At 56.2% G+C, this 15,493-nt stretch carries 19 protein-coding genes; 12 read left to right on the top strand and 7 right to left on the bottom strand.

Annotation, left to right across the window (positions count from 1 at the left end):
- Positions 1–47 precede the first annotated feature (47 nt).
- A complete protein-coding gene (locus IRT44_RS09020; RefSeq protein WP_230077794.1) occupies positions 48–788 on the bottom strand; it encodes a hypothetical protein in 741 nt (246 codons plus the stop codon).
- A gap of 445 nt (positions 789–1,233) precedes the next feature.
- On the opposite strand from IRT44_RS09020, the gene IRT44_RS09025 reads away from it, so the two are divergent.
- The 3 genes from IRT44_RS09025 to IRT44_RS09035 all read left to right on the top strand — a co-directional run bounded on the left by IRT44_RS09025 (position 1,234) and on the right by IRT44_RS09035 (position 2,629).
- Positions 1,234–2,055, top strand: a complete 822-nt coding sequence (locus IRT44_RS09025) for a bis(5'-nucleosyl)-tetraphosphatase PrpE (RefSeq protein WP_230077795.1) — start codon at positions 1,234–1,236, stop codon at positions 2,053–2,055.
- A 143-nt stretch (positions 2,056–2,198) separates the two neighbouring features.
- Positions 2,199–2,429 carry a YneF family protein gene (locus IRT44_RS09030; RefSeq protein WP_171565065.1) on the top strand — a complete coding sequence of 77 codons (231 nt, stop codon included), beginning with the start codon at positions 2,199–2,201 and terminating at the stop codon, positions 2,427–2,429.
- A 14-nt stretch (positions 2,430–2,443) separates the two neighbouring features.
- Positions 2,444–2,629, top strand: coding sequence for a hypothetical protein (locus IRT44_RS09035; protein ID WP_171565064.1), 186 nt, complete (start codon positions 2,444–2,446; stop codon positions 2,627–2,629).
- Positions 2,630–2,704: 75 nt separating this feature from the next.
- Here IRT44_RS09035 and IRT44_RS09040 read toward each other — a convergent pair whose 3' ends face one another.
- Positions 2,705–3,472: a TSUP family transporter gene (locus IRT44_RS09040; protein ID WP_171565063.1), complete on the bottom strand. Its 768-nt coding sequence runs from the start codon at positions 3,470–3,472 to the stop codon at positions 2,705–2,707.
- Between the two features lie 193 nt (positions 3,473–3,665).
- On the opposite strand from IRT44_RS09040, the gene IRT44_RS09045 reads away from it, so the two are divergent.
- Both IRT44_RS09045 and IRT44_RS09050 read left to right on the top strand, forming a co-directional pair.
- The gene (locus IRT44_RS09045; RefSeq protein ID WP_171565062.1) at positions 3,666–4,274 is read left to right on the top strand and encodes a superoxide dismutase; all 609 of its coding nucleotides are present in this window, start codon (positions 3,666–3,668) and stop codon (positions 4,272–4,274) included.
- 263 nt (positions 4,275–4,537) lie between these two features.
- A complete protein-coding gene (locus IRT44_RS09050) occupies positions 4,538–5,332 on the top strand; it encodes a dioxygenase family protein (RefSeq protein ID WP_230077796.1) in 795 nt (264 codons plus the stop codon).
- Between the two features lie 81 nt (positions 5,333–5,413).
- Here the strand turns inward: IRT44_RS09050 and IRT44_RS09055 are convergent, their stop codons facing one another.
- Complete coding sequence (locus IRT44_RS09055; protein WP_230077797.1) at positions 5,414–6,415, bottom strand: metal-dependent hydrolase; 1,002 nt, start codon at positions 6,413–6,415, stop codon at positions 5,414–5,416.
- A gap of 156 nt (positions 6,416–6,571) precedes the next feature.
- Between IRT44_RS09055 and IRT44_RS09060 the strand changes: the two genes are divergently transcribed.
- Entirely contained in the window at positions 6,572–6,895 is a 324-nt protein-coding gene (locus IRT44_RS09060; RefSeq protein WP_171565059.1) for a hypothetical protein, read from the top strand.
- The gene (gene mutY, locus IRT44_RS09065; protein ID WP_230077798.1) at positions 6,885–7,997 is read left to right on the top strand and encodes an A/G-specific adenine glycosylase; all 1,113 of its coding nucleotides are present in this window, start codon (positions 6,885–6,887) and stop codon (positions 7,995–7,997) included. Before IRT44_RS09060 ends, mutY begins: the two co-directional genes overlap by 11 nt.
- 35 nt (positions 7,998–8,032) lie before the next feature.
- Here mutY and IRT44_RS09070 read toward each other — a convergent pair whose 3' ends face one another.
- The 3 genes from IRT44_RS09070 to IRT44_RS09080 all read right to left on the bottom strand — a co-directional run bounded on the left by IRT44_RS09070 (position 8,033) and on the right by IRT44_RS09080 (position 9,224).
- Positions 8,033–8,194, bottom strand: coding sequence for a YrzI family protein (locus IRT44_RS09070; RefSeq protein WP_171565057.1), 162 nt, complete (start codon positions 8,192–8,194; stop codon positions 8,033–8,035).
- A gap of 132 nt (positions 8,195–8,326) precedes the next feature.
- The gene (locus IRT44_RS09075) at positions 8,327–8,488 is read right to left on the bottom strand and encodes a YrzI family small protein (protein ID WP_171565056.1); all 162 of its coding nucleotides are present in this window, start codon (positions 8,486–8,488) and stop codon (positions 8,327–8,329) included.
- A gap of 511 nt (positions 8,489–8,999) precedes the next feature.
- Entirely contained in the window at positions 9,000–9,224 is a 225-nt protein-coding gene (locus IRT44_RS09080; RefSeq protein ID WP_230077799.1) for a hypothetical protein, read from the bottom strand.
- 193 nt (positions 9,225–9,417) lie between these two features.
- Here IRT44_RS09080 and fabL point away from each other — a divergent pair, with 193 nt between their 5' ends.
- From fabL to IRT44_RS09105, 5 genes are all read left to right on the top strand, one after another.
- Positions 9,418–10,176: an enoyl-[acyl-carrier-protein] reductase FabL gene (fabL, locus tag IRT44_RS09085; protein WP_212132667.1), complete on the top strand. Its 759-nt coding sequence runs from the start codon at positions 9,418–9,420 to the stop codon at positions 10,174–10,176.
- Positions 10,177–10,308: 132 nt separating this feature from the next.
- Positions 10,309–10,722 (top strand): GNAT family N-acetyltransferase, encoded by a 414-nt coding sequence (locus IRT44_RS09090; protein ID WP_171565053.1) that lies wholly within the window; start codon positions 10,309–10,311, stop codon positions 10,720–10,722.
- Positions 10,723–10,775: 53 nt separating this feature from the next.
- The gene (locus IRT44_RS09095; protein WP_171565052.1) at positions 10,776–11,312 is read left to right on the top strand and encodes a DUF402 domain-containing protein; all 537 of its coding nucleotides are present in this window, start codon (positions 10,776–10,778) and stop codon (positions 11,310–11,312) included.
- A 132-nt stretch (positions 11,313–11,444) separates the two neighbouring features.
- Positions 11,445–13,211 carry an ABC transporter ATP-binding protein gene (locus tag IRT44_RS09100; protein ID WP_230077872.1) on the top strand — a complete coding sequence of 589 codons (1,767 nt, stop codon included), beginning with the start codon at positions 11,445–11,447 and terminating at the stop codon, positions 13,209–13,211.
- An 89-nt stretch (positions 13,212–13,300) separates the two neighbouring features.
- The gene (locus IRT44_RS09105) at positions 13,301–14,509 is read left to right on the top strand and encodes an MFS transporter (protein WP_171565051.1); all 1,209 of its coding nucleotides are present in this window, start codon (positions 13,301–13,303) and stop codon (positions 14,507–14,509) included.
- Between the two features lie 114 nt (positions 14,510–14,623).
- Here IRT44_RS09105 and IRT44_RS09110 read toward each other — a convergent pair whose 3' ends face one another.
- On the bottom strand, positions 14,624–15,472 hold the full coding sequence (locus IRT44_RS09110; protein ID WP_230077800.1) for an NAD(P)-dependent oxidoreductase: 849 nt from the start codon (positions 15,470–15,472) through the stop codon (positions 14,624–14,626).
- Positions 15,473–15,493: the final 21 nt, after the last annotated feature.

Here is a 15,493-nt window from a genome sequence, read left to right on the forward strand (position 1 = left end):
AATGGTTGGGATGCTTATTTTTGTAATTGTACCAGCTAATCATCAAGTCATTTTTCTGCTTGTACTGATGGTTCATTCTCCTGAAAATTGGTTCTGCCCATCCCGTTTAGCATATTCGGGAGACTTGCCAAATCATCGGCAGAAACAGTCACCTTGCAGATCCACTGATGGCGTGGAAAACCAAACCAGACCTGATCAGTACTCTCCAGATCTACTACGATAATCCGTCCGTCTCTTATCTGCTCTGATTTTAGAAAATCCATAAGCTGCTGTAGTTTTGCCGTGGGTACAGATAACGGTTCTGTGCTGTTAAGATTGAGCACCCAGTACCCGGTTATTCCGTCAGCCTCGTATTCGAGCAGCGTGTTGCCATACAGGCGCAGCTTGGGCGTGAGTTCTCGTACATCGTTGAGGTCAACCTGAAACATCTCGCCAACCTGTTTACGACTGGGCAGTTCACGCGATTCCCGGCTTTGTTCATAGCTGAAGAAACAATCGTGAAGGGTGTGAGGGTGCTGCCAGTTTGCATGTTCCTCATGGGTGAGAATCCGAAATTCAGGATAGCGGTACAACTCGTACTGCAAACTATATCCAGAAACCGTGTAGACGAACTCAAAGGTTTGCTCTTGCAGGTTTGGCAAGAAAAAATCTGCGGGAAACTGGACGGTTTCTCTTATCTTTGTATTCTGTTTCTCGTCGGATGCAAAGAATTCTTTAGGAGTACCCAGGCAAATAAGAAATAGAAACGTGACGAGTAAAAATGAGTAGAGCGTTACCGTTTTTTGCAAAGAGGCACTCCTCCTGTACGGCTTTTTTCCATTGTGACTGGGACGGTGAATGTTAATATTTTAGAATCATTTAACAATAATGTCAAAACTTTACGATCGAAGTTCATGAGGAGCATTGCATGTCTTTTACTGTGGAAGTATTTCGATGAAGTGAGACTTGTGCCCCCTGTTTTCCCCGCGTCTTTCGTTTTTCCGCTGAGCAGGTCGTCAAAGGAGCTCGCTTGACCCATCACTCCATGCCCGTACTTTATCTCCACCTTCGGTTGATCAATGTGCAGGCCTTTCGGCCGGACAACGATGGAAAGATCGTTTCCTTGTGGAATCTCATTGAAAAAGTACAGTTTGTCTTCAGTCTGTCTCACCCCGGAAAAAAGGGGGGTGAGTTTTTTTCTTTTTTATGGTAAACAATAGACAATAATAGTTATGTGGAAAGGAGGGGATGGGCATGAAACGCAAACCGAGGATGCGCTCCAAAATGCTGGTGGCGAACAAGGGTGTCGATATCATCGGCGACGTACACGGCTGTTACGACGAATTTATGGAGCTGCTGCAGCGACTTGGCTACGAGCGCAGTCACGACGGGACGTACCGCCATCCCCGCGGCCGCACGCTTCTTTCGCTTGGAGACATTACCAGTCGAGGGCCGAATTCGATCAAGATGCTGCAGTTTTTCATCCGCCACGTCGAAATCGGCGTAGCGGAGATGGTGGACAGCAACCACGGGTGGAAGATTGCCCGCTGGCTGGACGGGCGACCGGTTACGCTGGCGCATGGCGATGAAAAAGTGGAAGAGGAGTTTCGCCGTTTTGAGCAGGAGTACGGAACGAAAAACGCGCTGCTCCTGAAAGAGCAGAGCAGGCGGCTGCTGTTTTCCTCCCCGTCGCACATGATGATCAAGTACGGCGGAAAACTGGAAGCGGTAGCGGTTCACGCCGGCATCCGCGACGATTACATCGGGATGGAGTCTCCAGCCGTACAAACCTTTTGCCGTTACGGAGACGTGGCCGGCACGGGAGCGGACGGCCGGCCGATCCGCCGGGATTGGGCGGCAGAACGAAAAACGACCCATCCGCTGATCATCTGGGGGCACGACCCCCGGCCCCAACCGGAACGTAAAAACGGCACGCTCAATATCGACCAGGGCTGCGTGTTTGGCGGAATGCTGACCGCCTACCGTTTTCCCGAGGACGACCTTTTGAGTGTATCGGCCCGAGAGAATTATTCGGGGCTGAGCGACACCCCGCTGACGCGGTACGCCGCGGATTGATACCGGTGCACCTGTGGTTCGCGCCGGAATGCCGCGGGTAACCTTTCAACCTTTCGATCTTCCCCATGTCCGCGATGTACAGCGGCGGCAGATGTGGTACAATAGGTACGACTGTAATTCCAATAGAGGATGGTAATGAATCAATGGCTTGGTACAACTGGGTAATTCCGATCGTTACGCTGATTATTGGCCTGGTGGGCGGATTTGCCGGCGGCACGTATTACCTGAAGAAGCAATTGCAGAACATGCAGATGGATGAAAAGCAATTGCAGGCGATGGCCCGCGCGATGGGCGTCAATTTGAATCAAAAACAGCTGAAGCAAATGAGCCGCAACATGAAAAACATGAAGCTGCCCAACAAATTCGGCAAGTAAGGCGGTGGGGATGAATGGGTCCGACCCGTCTGCGCTTTACGATGATCGGGTTTATTCTCGGTGTGGTCATCGTTTATCTGAAAGAACTGCCGATTAGCGAAGGCATTCGCTTCGCCAGTCCGTTTTACGGCGCGGGGATCGGTCTGTTGATCGACGGCATCATCGTGCGCCTGAAACAGCGAAAAGGGAATGAAAAATGAAAAAGCTTGGCCGATGCGCCAAGCTTTTTGTATTGGTCCGGCTCCGTTTGCTAGCCGGCATGCCGATTCTCGCGTCTACGTGAAAATCAGCTCGTAAATCATTTTGGTCATCAGGCCGATGGACACCAGCAAAAACAGCGGGCGGACGTAGCGGACGCCCGTCTTGATCGCCAGCCGCGCGCCGAGGGTGGCGCCCAAGAGCATCGCGAGCCCCATTGTCAGGCCGGTGAGGAAAATCACCTTGCCTTCGACGATAAAGACGAACAGCGCGGCGATGTTGCTGGCCAGGTTGAGAATCCGCCCGTTTCCGGCGGCGATCACAAAGTCGTAGCCAAACAGGAGCACCATCAGGAAAACGAAAAAGGAACCGGTCCCCGGCCCAAAGAAACCGTCATAAAAGCCGATCAAAAACGTCAGGGGAATCCCCAATCCCAGCGAAAATGTGGTCAGTCCCTTATAGCTGGACTGTTCACCAAACCGTTTGTTGATAAGCGTATAGACAAAAATGGCGGCCATCATCACGATGACCAGTACTTTCAGCACTTCCTGCGGGACAAACAGGACCGTTTTGGCCCCCAGGTAGGCCCCGATCAGCGAAACGGGAAACAGCAGGATCATTAGCTTTTTGTCGTATTTGCCCATCCGGATGAAGGTAAACGAGCTGGTCGCCGACGAAATGGTTCCCGCCAGCTTGTTGGTCCCCAGTGCCAGATACGGGGGAATGCCGAGACCGAGCAGCGCCGGCAGGGAGATCAGACCTCCCCCTCCCACTGTACTGTCGATGAAGGCAGCCACGAAACCGAAGAATGCGAGAAACAAGATCGTTGTTACGTCCAAGTCCACGAAGAATCACCCTGTCTGTTGGAAATATGGAATACTCCAAGTCTAGCACGGCGGTTCCGCATTGCAAGATAGTATTGCGTGATATATGCTGATAGATTACGATACTTAGCATACCGATTTGTTGTAAAAGTGCTCTGCTTGCATTATAATAAGTGGTAGCTTGACCCATACATATCACGAGGAGGAATGAAGAATGGCACACCAACTTCCTGAACTGCCGTACGCGCACAACGCGCTGGAGCCTCACATCGACGCGCAAACCATGGAGATCCACCACGGACGTCACCATGCTACCTATGTGAATAACCTGAACGCTGCTCTGGAAGGTCATCCGGATCTGCAATCCAAGAGCGTAGAGGAACTGATCAGCAATCTGGACGCACTGCCGGAGTCCATCCGCACGGCGGTTCGCAACAACGGCGGCGGCCATGCCAACCATACCCTGTTTTGGCAAATCATGAGCCCGAACGGCGGCGGCACTCCGTCCGGCGCGCTGGCTGACGCGATCAACGCGGCTTTCGGCAGCTTTGACAACTTCAAGGCCGAGTTCACCAAAGCGGCAACCACCCGTTTCGGTTCCGGTTGGGCTTGGCTGGTCGTAGACGGCGGCAAGCTGGCCATCACGTCTACTCCGAACCAAGACAGCCCGATCATGGAAGGCAAAACGCCGATCCTCGGTCTGGACGTGTGGGAGCACGCGTACTACCTGAAGTATCAAAACAAACGCCCGGACTACATCAACGCTTTCTGGAACGTCGTCAACTGGGACGAAGTAAGCAAGCGCTTTGAAGCAGCAAAGTAATTACGATTGACGGTCCGTGAATGAATGAGGCATGCCGTTTTTGTGCGGCATGCCTTTTTTACGTTGGCGAGCGAAGTGCCGCAGGCAGATGACGGGCGGCCGTCAACCCAGTGAAGACGACCGCCTGAGCGAAGGGCGCGGCAGACACCGTTTCTCAGCGCGTAAAAAATGGGAGAAACACGGGGATAGTAAAAAACGATCACATCTGGTATGATGGTTACAAAAAGTAATCTACTGACAAAAGTAAATTGGAGTGAACATACATGTTGCCATCCCTGTTTATCGCCCACGGAGCGCCCACGCTGGCCGTTGAGAAAAACACGTATACGGATGCGTTAAAGGAGTTGGCCGGCCAATTGAAACGTCCCCGGGCCATCGTGATTTTTTCCGCTCACTGGGAGAGTCCGGTTCAGGAAATCGGTTCAGCCGACGTGTTCAGTACCATTCACGACTTCGGCGGCTTCCCCCGCGAACTGTATGAGATCCAGTATCCCGCTAATGGTGATCGGCTGCTGGCAGAAGAGACGGCGGCCCTGCTGCGGTCGGCAGGCGTTTCGGTCCGCTTCCATCCGTCGCGGGGGTTGGATCACGGGGCCTGGGTCGTGCTGCGGCTGATGTACCCGGATGCCGACATTCCCGTAGTGCCCATGTCCGTCAACCCTGCCCTCACTCCCCAAGAACAGTACGACATTGGCCGGGGATTACGCGCGCTGCGCCGGCGTGACATCCTGATCATCGGCAGCGGCGGTACGGTGCACAACTTTGCCAAAATAAACATGTGGGCCAAACCGGGGCAGGCGGACGAGTGGGCGGTCCAGTTTGAAGAATGGCTCGCGGAAACACTGACTGCCTGGGATCTGCCCGCCTTGTACCGCTACCGGGAGCTGGCTCCCTATGCGAATTGGGCCGTTCCCCGGCACGGCAGCGAACATTTTGTTCCGCTTCTCTACGCCATGGGAGCAGCCGACGACGACCGCCGCGCCCAACGGCTGCACCTCAGCTTCCAGTTGGGCAGCTTAAGCCACGTGATCTGGCAATTTGGCGCGGGGACGGACTGATGTTGTGACATGACGCGCCAAAGGTATGCAAAAAAGCGCCTGCCCCTCAGGGCACGCGCTTTTATTACGGTCAAACGGTCGTTAGTTAAGCTGAATCTCTTTTTCGGGGTCCAGTTTTTTGGCCAACTGCTCCTCGCCGCGGTGAATCCAGCCGACAAACGAGTCGCGGATGTTTAGTTCCTTGTCCAGATAGACGACGGCGACAAACATGTAGTGGCTCTTGCCCTGAAAGCGGGCGCGGTAGCGCAGGTCAAACCACTTCACTTCGTAGCCGAAGGGCTGTTCCTTTGTCTCCACGTGGGCGTAGCGGGTAAACGATAAGAACGCCTGTACCTTGGGACTTTGTTTGGCTGCTGCCACCAGCTCGTTTTCAGGTTTGACGGCAAACACGTCGAGGATCGTGACCTCCCCGCCGTGCACTTCCCCGACGTACCAGTGCTGCTCCGTCCTGATGACAAACGTCCACTGGTTCCAGGAAAGCGTGGGAATGACGGTGTACGTGCCTTCCTTGCCGATGCTTTCCCTGACCAGTGCGGTCGTCCGCTTATGCGCCTGGCCGCGCCAGACGTAATAGCAGGCGATCAGCACATAAATCCAGAAAAACAGCGGTCCCGGAGCCGCGCCTGCGCCCCACAGCATCAGGCCGGCCACATGTACGCCAAAAATAAACGGGTCGAAGATGAAGATGGTGTTCCAGGCGATCCACTTGTCGCGGAAGGGATAAAGGCCTTTGGTTCCGTACGCGTTAAAGAGGTCGACAAAAACGTGCAGCACGACCGCGGCAAAAATCCAGCCCAACAGGTGAAGCCAGTGCGTCTGCGGTGTTATCGCCTGTACCAGGGCAAACACCGCTGCCGTCCAGACAAACAGAGCGGGAATGGAGTGGGAGATTCCCCGGTGATGGCGGATGTAGGCGGCGCTTCCCCGGATGCGGGTAAAACCGTCCAAATCAGGAGCTTGAGAGCCGATGACGGTGCCGAGCGCCACCGCCTCCGCCAAACCCGGCGTCGCGGCCACAACGGGATCGAGGTGGGCCAGACCGGCCAGTCCGAAGCCCATGACAAAGTGTGTGGCGGTGTCCATGAATTACGTGTTCTCCCTCCTTTGATCCTGCCGGTTCTATTCCTTATTATAGCGATTTGGGCGTGAGATTTCCCCTTCACAGTCGAAAAAAATGCGCGCTTGTTCCCTGTCGCTCAGACGGGTATGATGGAAGGGACCGAAAGGAGAGAAGAAGCTGTGCTTACCGTGTTTATCGAATACAAGACGGACGAGTCGAAGCGGGACCGATGCCTGGAGCTGCTGGCTTCCATGGCCGGAAGGATGGAAGCGATGGGTGCCCGTCAGTACCGGCATTGGGAAGGCCTGGAGCAGCCGGGCCTGTTCGTCGAAGCGTTTGACGTGGAAACGGTGGAGCAGTACGAGCGCATCAAACAGTGGCGGCGTGCCGATCAGGCGTTTTGCGAGTGCATCGCGGGAGGGGCCGCCAAGCTGAACATCTGGGCGTTTCGCCCGATCGATTTGGCTGACAAAAGGAGCAAGCAGGAATCTGATGGCAGGTAAAAAACGCAAGGCATTGACGTATACGTTACCGGAAGAGTTTCACGTGTTTGGCTTTTCCCGCGATCTGCTGGCCTGGTACGATTCCCAGAAACGGGATTTGCCCTGGCGGATCAACCGCGATCCGTACCGCGTCTGGGTGTCAGAGATCATGCTGCAGCAGACGCGTGTGGAAACGGTAAAGCCGTACTACCAGAACTTCATGGCCAAGTTCCCCACCGTGGCCGCGTTGGCCGAAGCGCCGGAGGAGGAAGTGCTGAAGGCATGGGAAGGGCTTGGCTACTACTCGCGCGCCCGCAATCTGCAGGCGGCCGCGCGGGAGGTGCAGGAACGCTACGGCGGCGTCATTCCCGATACGCCAGAAGAGATCGCCACGCTGAAAGGCATCGGACCGTACACCGCCGGCGCCATTCTGAGCATCGCCTACGAAAAACCGGAGCCGGCCGTGGACGGCAACGTGATGCGCGTCTTTTCCCGGCTGCTCTACCTGACGGACGACATCGCCAAGCCGGCGACCCGCGTCAAGGTGGAACACCTCGTGCGGCAGGTGATTCCGCATGGCCGAGCAGGTGATTTCAACCAGGCGTTGATGGAGCTGGGCGCTCTCGTCTGCCTGCCGCGTACGCCGCAGTGTCTCACCTGTCCCGTGTTTGACTACTGTCTCGCCCGGAAGGAAGGGGTACAGGACGATTTGCCGGTCAAAGGCAAGGCCAAACCGCCGCGTCTCGTCCGATTGCAGGTGGCGGTGGTCAAGCGGGGGGATGCCGTCTTGATCAACAAGCGTCCGGAGCAGGGGCTGTTGGCCGGCATGTGGGAGTTTCCCATGGTGGAGACGGACGCTGACACCCGTTCCCTGAAGCAGGAGGCGCTTTTACAGGGGCTCAGGAAGCGGTTCGGGGTGGACGTGGAGGTGATCGAGCCGCTGATGGAGCTGACACATACGTTTTCCCACCTGCAGTGGCACATGGAAGTGTGGCAGTGCGACTGGATCGAGGGCGACGATTTGCCGCCGAACGCCCGGTTTGCGACAGCGGACGAACTGGCTGGGCTCGCGTTTCCCGTGGCTCATCAAAAAATCCTGGAAACGATCAAAAGCGACCGGTGACCGGTCGCTTTTTTGCAGGTGAAGTGTCTTTGCGATTACAGCCGCGTACAGTACTCGGGAAACTGGGACGCCTGATAGATGCGCTGCTCTTCCCATGCCTTAATCGCCTGCTGCTGCCTGTAGCGGGCTTCGCGCTCATCCGTAGAGATCACGCGTCTTTCGATGATGATGGCAAAGAAAATCATCGGAATGTACATGACCAAATCCCTCCTGTGCAAATTGTCTGGTTCAGTCAGCCGCCCTCTATCGATTTGACTCCCGTGAACCGCATCCTTTGACGTCTTTGCTTGCTGCTCATAAGAACACCCTCCTCAAGGTATATATGCGCGTTACACGCGAGTGAGAAATTCCGGATATCGGGCGGCTTCGAGCGCCTGAGCTTCGGCGCGTTCCTGCAGATAGCGGGAGCGCTGGTACTCGGCGGCACGCTGATTGGCGCTTGACTTTTTGCGCTCAATCCTCACTGTGAAAAACAAGAAGTGGAATACCATCCGTCTCACCTCCTTTCAAGAAAAAAACCGCAAGCCAAACGGCTGCGGTCGTGTTTCCAGCAACGAGGAAACAAAAAGACCGCAAGCGACAGCGCCTGCGGTCGGGTATGCGACGAAAGGGGTATGGCAAAGAAACGAGTCCTGTTACGATTCGTCCGTCCGGGAGGCGTTGCCGTATGAAGTTGGAACAACTGTGAGCCAATCATTTCGGTCGAGATTTCCTTTGAACATCATAGCAGCACAACCTCCTTTCCATTCGAGGGAAAAATCGTAATCTTAGCATATGGCAACTTTTTCTTGATGTAAAGTATTTTTTGCCCAATTTAAAGAAGAAAGTATTTTCTGACAACAATGCGCAGTGCCGGCCTACAACGGGAGCCGGACAGCCTGGTGGCGGGTTACCAAAACATGTACAAAAGTCCGATCATCGCGGCAAGGCTGATTGCCACGATTCCGATGATGATGCCCCATTGACGAGTCTCTGTTTTCATTTTTCATTCCCTCCTTTTGTTCAATCGTAAATCGGCGCAGACGCGTGATCCCAGCCGCCGCCATCGCCGCCGATTGGTCCGCGTGATTCCAGTTCGCGGATGATGCGGGCGTGGAGCGAACATCCTTCAGCATTGAGATAGGCTGCCAGTTGAGACATGGCGTGATGGTAGTAAAGCAATTCGTTTACTTCCCATTGGGAGAGCGGTGTCATCGTCAGTTCCGACAGTTCGCGGCCAATAAACATGAAAACACTCCTTCCCCGCCGTCAGGCACAAGCTGTTTCGCATAGTATGGCTGTCCGCTGCCGCTTCCATGCCTGAAGTCGCGCTGTCTGGGAGCAAGTGGTCAGGTGGCAATTCAGACAGTCACGGTGTATAATGAGAATGTTCTTTTTTGGTACCTGATATTAATAGTTGGTGTGATAGGAGGAAACCCTCATGCATACAAACCGAAAAGTGGCGCTCGTTACGGGCGGAACCCGGGGGATCGGAAAGGCGATCGCCCGTCGACTGGCGGAACAGGGATATGACCTGGTGCTCAACTACCTGCGCAACCGCACGGCCGCCGGGGAAACAGCGGCGGAGCTGGAAGCCCTGGGTGTCCGCGTTCACCTGGTGAAGGCAAACGTGGGCGATGTGGCCAAAATCAAAGAACTGTTTGCCGAAATCGACCGGGAGTTCGGCCGCCTGGACGTACTGGTGAACAACGCCGCGTCTGGCGTAATGCGCCCGCTCATGGAGCTGGAAGAGAATCACTGGGACTGGACGATGGAGATTAACAGCAAGGCCCTGTTGTTCTGCGGACAGGAAGCGGCCAAACTAATGATGAAGAACGGCGAGGGCGGGAAAATCGTCAGCATCTCCAGCCTTGGCTCAATTCGCGTGCTGGACAACTACACCGCTGTCGGCGTGTCCAAAGCGGCACTCGAAGCCCTCACCCGCTACCTGGCTGTCGAACTGGCGCCGTACAACATTGTCGTCAACGCGGTGTCCGGGGGAGCTGTGGACACCGACGCGCTCCGTCACTTCCCCAACCGCGAGGAGCTCCTGGCCCACTCAGCGGCGCGTACACCGGCTGGCCGCATCGTGGAGCCGGACGATCTGGCCAATGCGGTGATGTTCCTGTTGTCCGATCAGGCCTGGATGATCCGCGGCCAGACCCTCATCGTGGACGGCGGTCTGTCGCTGCTGACCTAAGTCCGTTTGGGCCGTTTGGGCCGGGCCGACGGGTTTGTATTCCCAATTGCGACCTGTTTCTCGCGTTCATACGGAGACAAAGTTGTCCAAGTGGTGTACAATAAGAACAGAAGGCATCGAAGGAGGCAACGTATGCTGATTCGACCGTTTCGGCTCGGTGACTATTCGGCGATAACGCGTATTTGGCAGGAAACCGGTTTGGAAGAATCGGACACGGAGTCATTGAACGACCTGGCCAAACAGTTGGCCTGGGACAGCGATTTGGTCATGGTTGCGGAGAAGGATGGAGAAGTGGTAGGGGTGGTCGTCGGCACGATAGACGGATCACGCGCCTACTTTTACCGCCTGGCCGTTACTCCCCGCCTGCAGGGGACCGGCATCGGGCGGAAGCTGGTGGAGGCGATTGAAAAACGCTTTCGGCAACGGGGCGTCCATCGCGTCTTGATCATGGTGAATCAGGACAACCCGGAGGTTCTCCCTTTTTACTATTCACTTGGCTACGAGATGCAAAAATATGTTACACTTTCCAAAAAGCTCTCTTCTTAAGTTAAGGGAGGCTTATCCCCATTCATACAGAGAAGAGAAGAAAGGGGAGAGTCATGTCGCCAGCTCCAGGCTCCATTATCCGCATTGAAAGTTTTAAACACGACCATTCACTGCACCGCATCTGGGATAAGACGACGCTGATTCATTCCAGCGATGCGGTCGTGATTGGAGGCAACGACCGGGTCAAGGTAACAGAGGCAGACGGCCGGGAATGGCGGACGAGAGAGCCTGCCATCTGCACGTTTGGCCGCGGACAGTGGTTTAATACGATCGCGATGATTCGCGATGACGGCATCTATTACTACTGCAACATTGGTTCGCCTTTTAGCTTGAAAGGAAATCTGTTAAGCTACATTGATTACGATTTGGACGTCAAGGTATTTCCCGACATGACTTACACGATTCTCGACGAAGAGGAGTTTCTGCTGCACAGCAAGCAGATGAACTACCCTCCGTTTGTCGTCGAACGCGTGCAGACCGCTCTCCGGGAAGTGCTGGATTGGGTCCGTTTGCGGCGTGGCCCTTTTCAAAACGGATTTGTCCAACGCTGGTACGAGCGTTACCTGCTGGTGCGCGATGACGAGGTATGATCCCTTTCCCGAACGGCCGGGAGAGGGATTTCCTTGTTTGTCGGTCATCACCTGTCCCGGAACGAATACATGTAGGAGGGAAAGCGGGAACTGGCAAAAGGAGGGACGACCGTGAACAGCATCCGGCGCTACATGGCATACGTCATGCCCTATTGGAAACATATCCTGGGAACCATTTTTATCGGCATCATCAAATTTTCGATACCGCTGCTATTGCCGCTGATGATCAAGTACGTGATTGATGACCTGCTGCCCAGCCCCCTGCCCCGGGAGGAGAAGCTGACTCAACTGTTCTGGCTGATGGCCGTGGCGTTTGTGGTCTTTACCGTTGTGCGAGCGCCTGTGGAGTACTGGCGGCAGTACTTCGCCCAGTGGGTGTCCAGCCGCATCTTGTTTGACATTCGCAACCAACTGTTCACTCACCTGCAGCGGCTCTCCATGCGCTACTACAACAACCACAAGACAGGGGAAGTGGTCTCCCGGGTAATCAACGACGTGGAGTCAACCAAGTCCTTTATCGAAACGGGCCTGATGAACATCTGGCTGGACCTGATCACGATCGGTTTGACCCTGAGTGTGATGCTGTACATGGACGTCAAGCTCACGCTGGTCGCGATCCTGGTCTTTCCGCTGTACGCGGTGTCCGTTAAATACTTTTACAAGCGGCTGCGGCAGCTTACGCGGGAGCGCTCGGCCGCCCTGGCCCACCTGCAGGGACACCTGCACGAGCGCGTAAACGGCATGTCGCTGGTGCGCAGCTTTGCCCTGGAGGAGCACGAATCCCGGGTGTTCGCCAAGGAAAACAACCGCTTTTTGCAAAAGGCGCTGGAGCATACGCGTTGGAACGCCAACACCTTTGCTGCCGTCAACACGGTGACGGACATTGCGCCGCTCATGGTGATCGCCTACGCCGGCTACCAGGTAATCGGGGGAACGCTCACCATCGGGACGCTGGTGGCGTTTTACGCCTATCTGGAACGCCTCTATACGCCGCTGCGCCGGTTGGTCAACTCCTCCACCACGCTGACACAGGCCGTTGCTTCGATGGATCGGATGTTTGAATTTATCGACGAGTCGTACGATATCGTCGACAAGCCCGGCGCCGGCCGGCTCCCGGTCGATCCGCAGACGGGGCGGATTCGCGGCGAAATCCGGTTTGAAAACGTCTCGTTTCGCTATCGCAAGGATGGGCCGCTGGTGCTGGATCGCGTCAATTTGACGATCAATCCGGGCGAGACGGTCGCCATCGTCGGCATGTCGGGCGGAGGCAAGACCTCGCTGATCAGCTTGCTGCCCCGTTTCTGGGACGTGACGGAAGGACGGATCACCATCGACGGTGTTGACATTCGCGACGTGCAGCAGCAGAATCTGCGCAGCCACATCGGCATGGTGCTGCAGGACAACATCCTGTTCAGCGAGTCAGCGCGGGTAAACATCCTGATGGGCGATCCCGACGCGGATGAAGCGGCCGTGATCGAAGCGGCCAAGGCGGCCAACGCCCACGAGTTTATCATGGAACTGCCCGATGGATACGACACCGAGCTGGGCGAGCGGGGAGTCAAGCTGTCCGGCGGGCAGAAACAGCGGATTGCCATCGCCCGCGTCTTTCTGCGTGATCCGGCCATTTTGATCCTGGACGAAGCCACATCAGCACTCGACCTGGAGTCTGAGCACATGATTCAGGAATCGCTGGCCCGCTTGACCAAAGGGCGCACCACGATCATCGTGGCCCACCGCCTCTCCACCATCACCCACGCGGACAAGATCGTGGTCATGAAAGAGGGGCGGATCGTCGAACAGGGAAGACACGAAGAATTGTTGGCGCTAAAAGGTGTGTATCATAATTTGTGGAGCGTACAGGATCTGGGCGCTCCCACAGCAGAGCATCCGGTGTCATAGGGAACCCGGCCAGTGGACGAAACGCGCGGGGCCGCGAGGAGACGGCGAGGCAGTCGCGTTTCCTCGCACCGGAAAGGAGGAGGGCGCCCGTGGAAACGTGGAAACGCAACTTGTATGTATTGTGCGGGGCGCTGTTTGTCGTCATGATGGCGATGAGCATGATCATGCCGTTTTTGCCGCTGTATATCCAGCAGGATTTCGGGGTGGAAGACCCGCATGAAGTGACCGCATGGGCAGGAGTCATTTTTGGCGCCAACTTTTTGACCGCCAGTCTGGTGTCCCCGATCTGGGGCAATCTGGCTGACAAGTACGGCCGCAAAATCATGATCTTGCGCTCCGGTTACTTCATGTCCGTCATCATCGCGGCGACCGGTTTTGCCGGGAGTTTGTGGCAGCTTTTGGCCCTGCGCCTCTTGAACGGAACGGTGGGAGGAATTGTCCCGGCCAGCACGGCTCTGGTCGCCTCCAATGCGCCTCGGGAAAAAGCGGGATGGGCATTGGGGCTGTTGCAGTCGTTCGTGACCGCCGGCTCCATTATGGGACCGCTGATCGGCGGGGTGTTGGCCGATCGAATCGGGTTCCGCATGATCTTTGTCGTGACCGGCAGCCTGGTCCTGTTGGCGACGCTGGTGATTACGTTTACCGTAAAGGAAACATTTGTGCCCCCGAAGGCCAAGGAACGCTCCAGTCTGTCTGATGACTTTCGCAAGATTTTCTCTTCCAGGGAGCTGCCGACGGTCTTCTTCGTGACGATCATGATCCAGTTTGCCTTGTTCAGTATCGTACCGGTGCTGCCGATTTTCATTGCACAGCTTTTGCATCAGCAGGGAAACGTCGCCTTCTGGGCGGGTGTGGTCCAGGCGTCTACCGGCATCGCCAACGTGCTGGCGGCGCCCCTCTTGGGACGGTTGGGAGACCGCTACGGTTCCCATCGCGTTTTGTTTGGCAGCCTGCTGTTTGCAGCCGTGTTGTTCGTGCCGCAGGCTCTGGCAGCAAACGTCACCCAGTTGGTGGTGCTTCGCTTTTTGCTCGGCTTGTCGCTTGGCGGCCTGCTGCCCGCTGTCAATGCTCTGCTGCGCCGACTCACGCCCAGTCACATGATCAGCCGTGTGTACGGGTACAACAACAGCTTTGTCAGCATGGGCAGCATGCTGGGACCGATGATCGGCGGCTTCCTGGCCGGTTTCATCAGCATCAACGGGGTGTTTCTGATGACCAGTGCCCTGCTGTTCATCAACGCCGGCTGGGTGTTTTTCAGCTTCTTCCGTCAAAAACCCCAGCGGGAAATGGAAACATGATGATCAACCGAAGTGGGAGAAAAAGTACGTGACATGAAGTGATGGGCCTAGCGAGCGAGCGGGCACCATCACACATGACACCACGGACTTTGTCTACATACTGAAGGACCGGCGTTACTGCCGGTCCAGAAAACGCAAGATTGCCATGACGTCCAGATCACCCATGCCGTCCTCCAGCGCGGCGCGGTAGCAGGCGGCCGCCGATTCGGCCAACGGCGTGGAGACGCCTTCCTCGCGGGCGAGGCGAAGGTCTTTGGCCATGTGTTTGAGGGCAAACGCGGCCGGGTAGTTGTCGGCGAGAATGGACGCTTCCTTGCCGCGGATCAGCGGCGTGCCGACCGCGCTCTCTCTGATGATGGTCAGCATCTGCTCGGCTTCGATACCCATGCTGCGGGCGAACAGCAGGGTTTCAGCCGCTCCCTGCACGGTAATGCCCAACAGCAGGTTGATCGCCAGCTTGGCCGACGTGCCGGCACCGTTGGGGCCGAGGTGAAGTGCCAGTTTGCCCAGCTTGTCCAGCAGCGGTTTGACTTGGGTATAGTCGCTCTCGTCGCCGCCGACCATGATGACCAGCTTGCCTTCCTTGGCCGGGCCGACACTGCCGGAGACCGGTGCGTCGAGGAAGCGAAATCCCGCCTGTCGGCACTGTTCGGCCAGATAGCGGGACGTCTGAGGAGAGACCGTACTCATGTCCACGGCCAATGTGCCGCGAGCACCGGAAGTGAGCAGACCGTCCGGTCCGGTGTAGACAGCCTTGACGGCCTCGTCATCGCTCACCATTGTAAACACGATATCGCATTCCGCCAGTTCCGCCAAAGAGCCAGCCAGGGTGGCTCCCTGCGCGAGCAGCGGCTCTGCCTTGCTGGGCGTGCGGTTCCACGCCTTCACCTCATATCCGGCAGCCAACAGATTGCCGGCCATCGGGATCCCCATGTTGCCCAGCCCGATCCATCCGATTTTCATCACAACTGTCTCCTTTCTTGT

It is taken from the genome of Brevibacillus sedimenti, assembly GCF_020923495.1.
GTDB lineage: Bacteria > Bacillota > Bacilli > Brevibacillales > Brevibacillaceae > Brevibacillus > Brevibacillus aydinogluensis.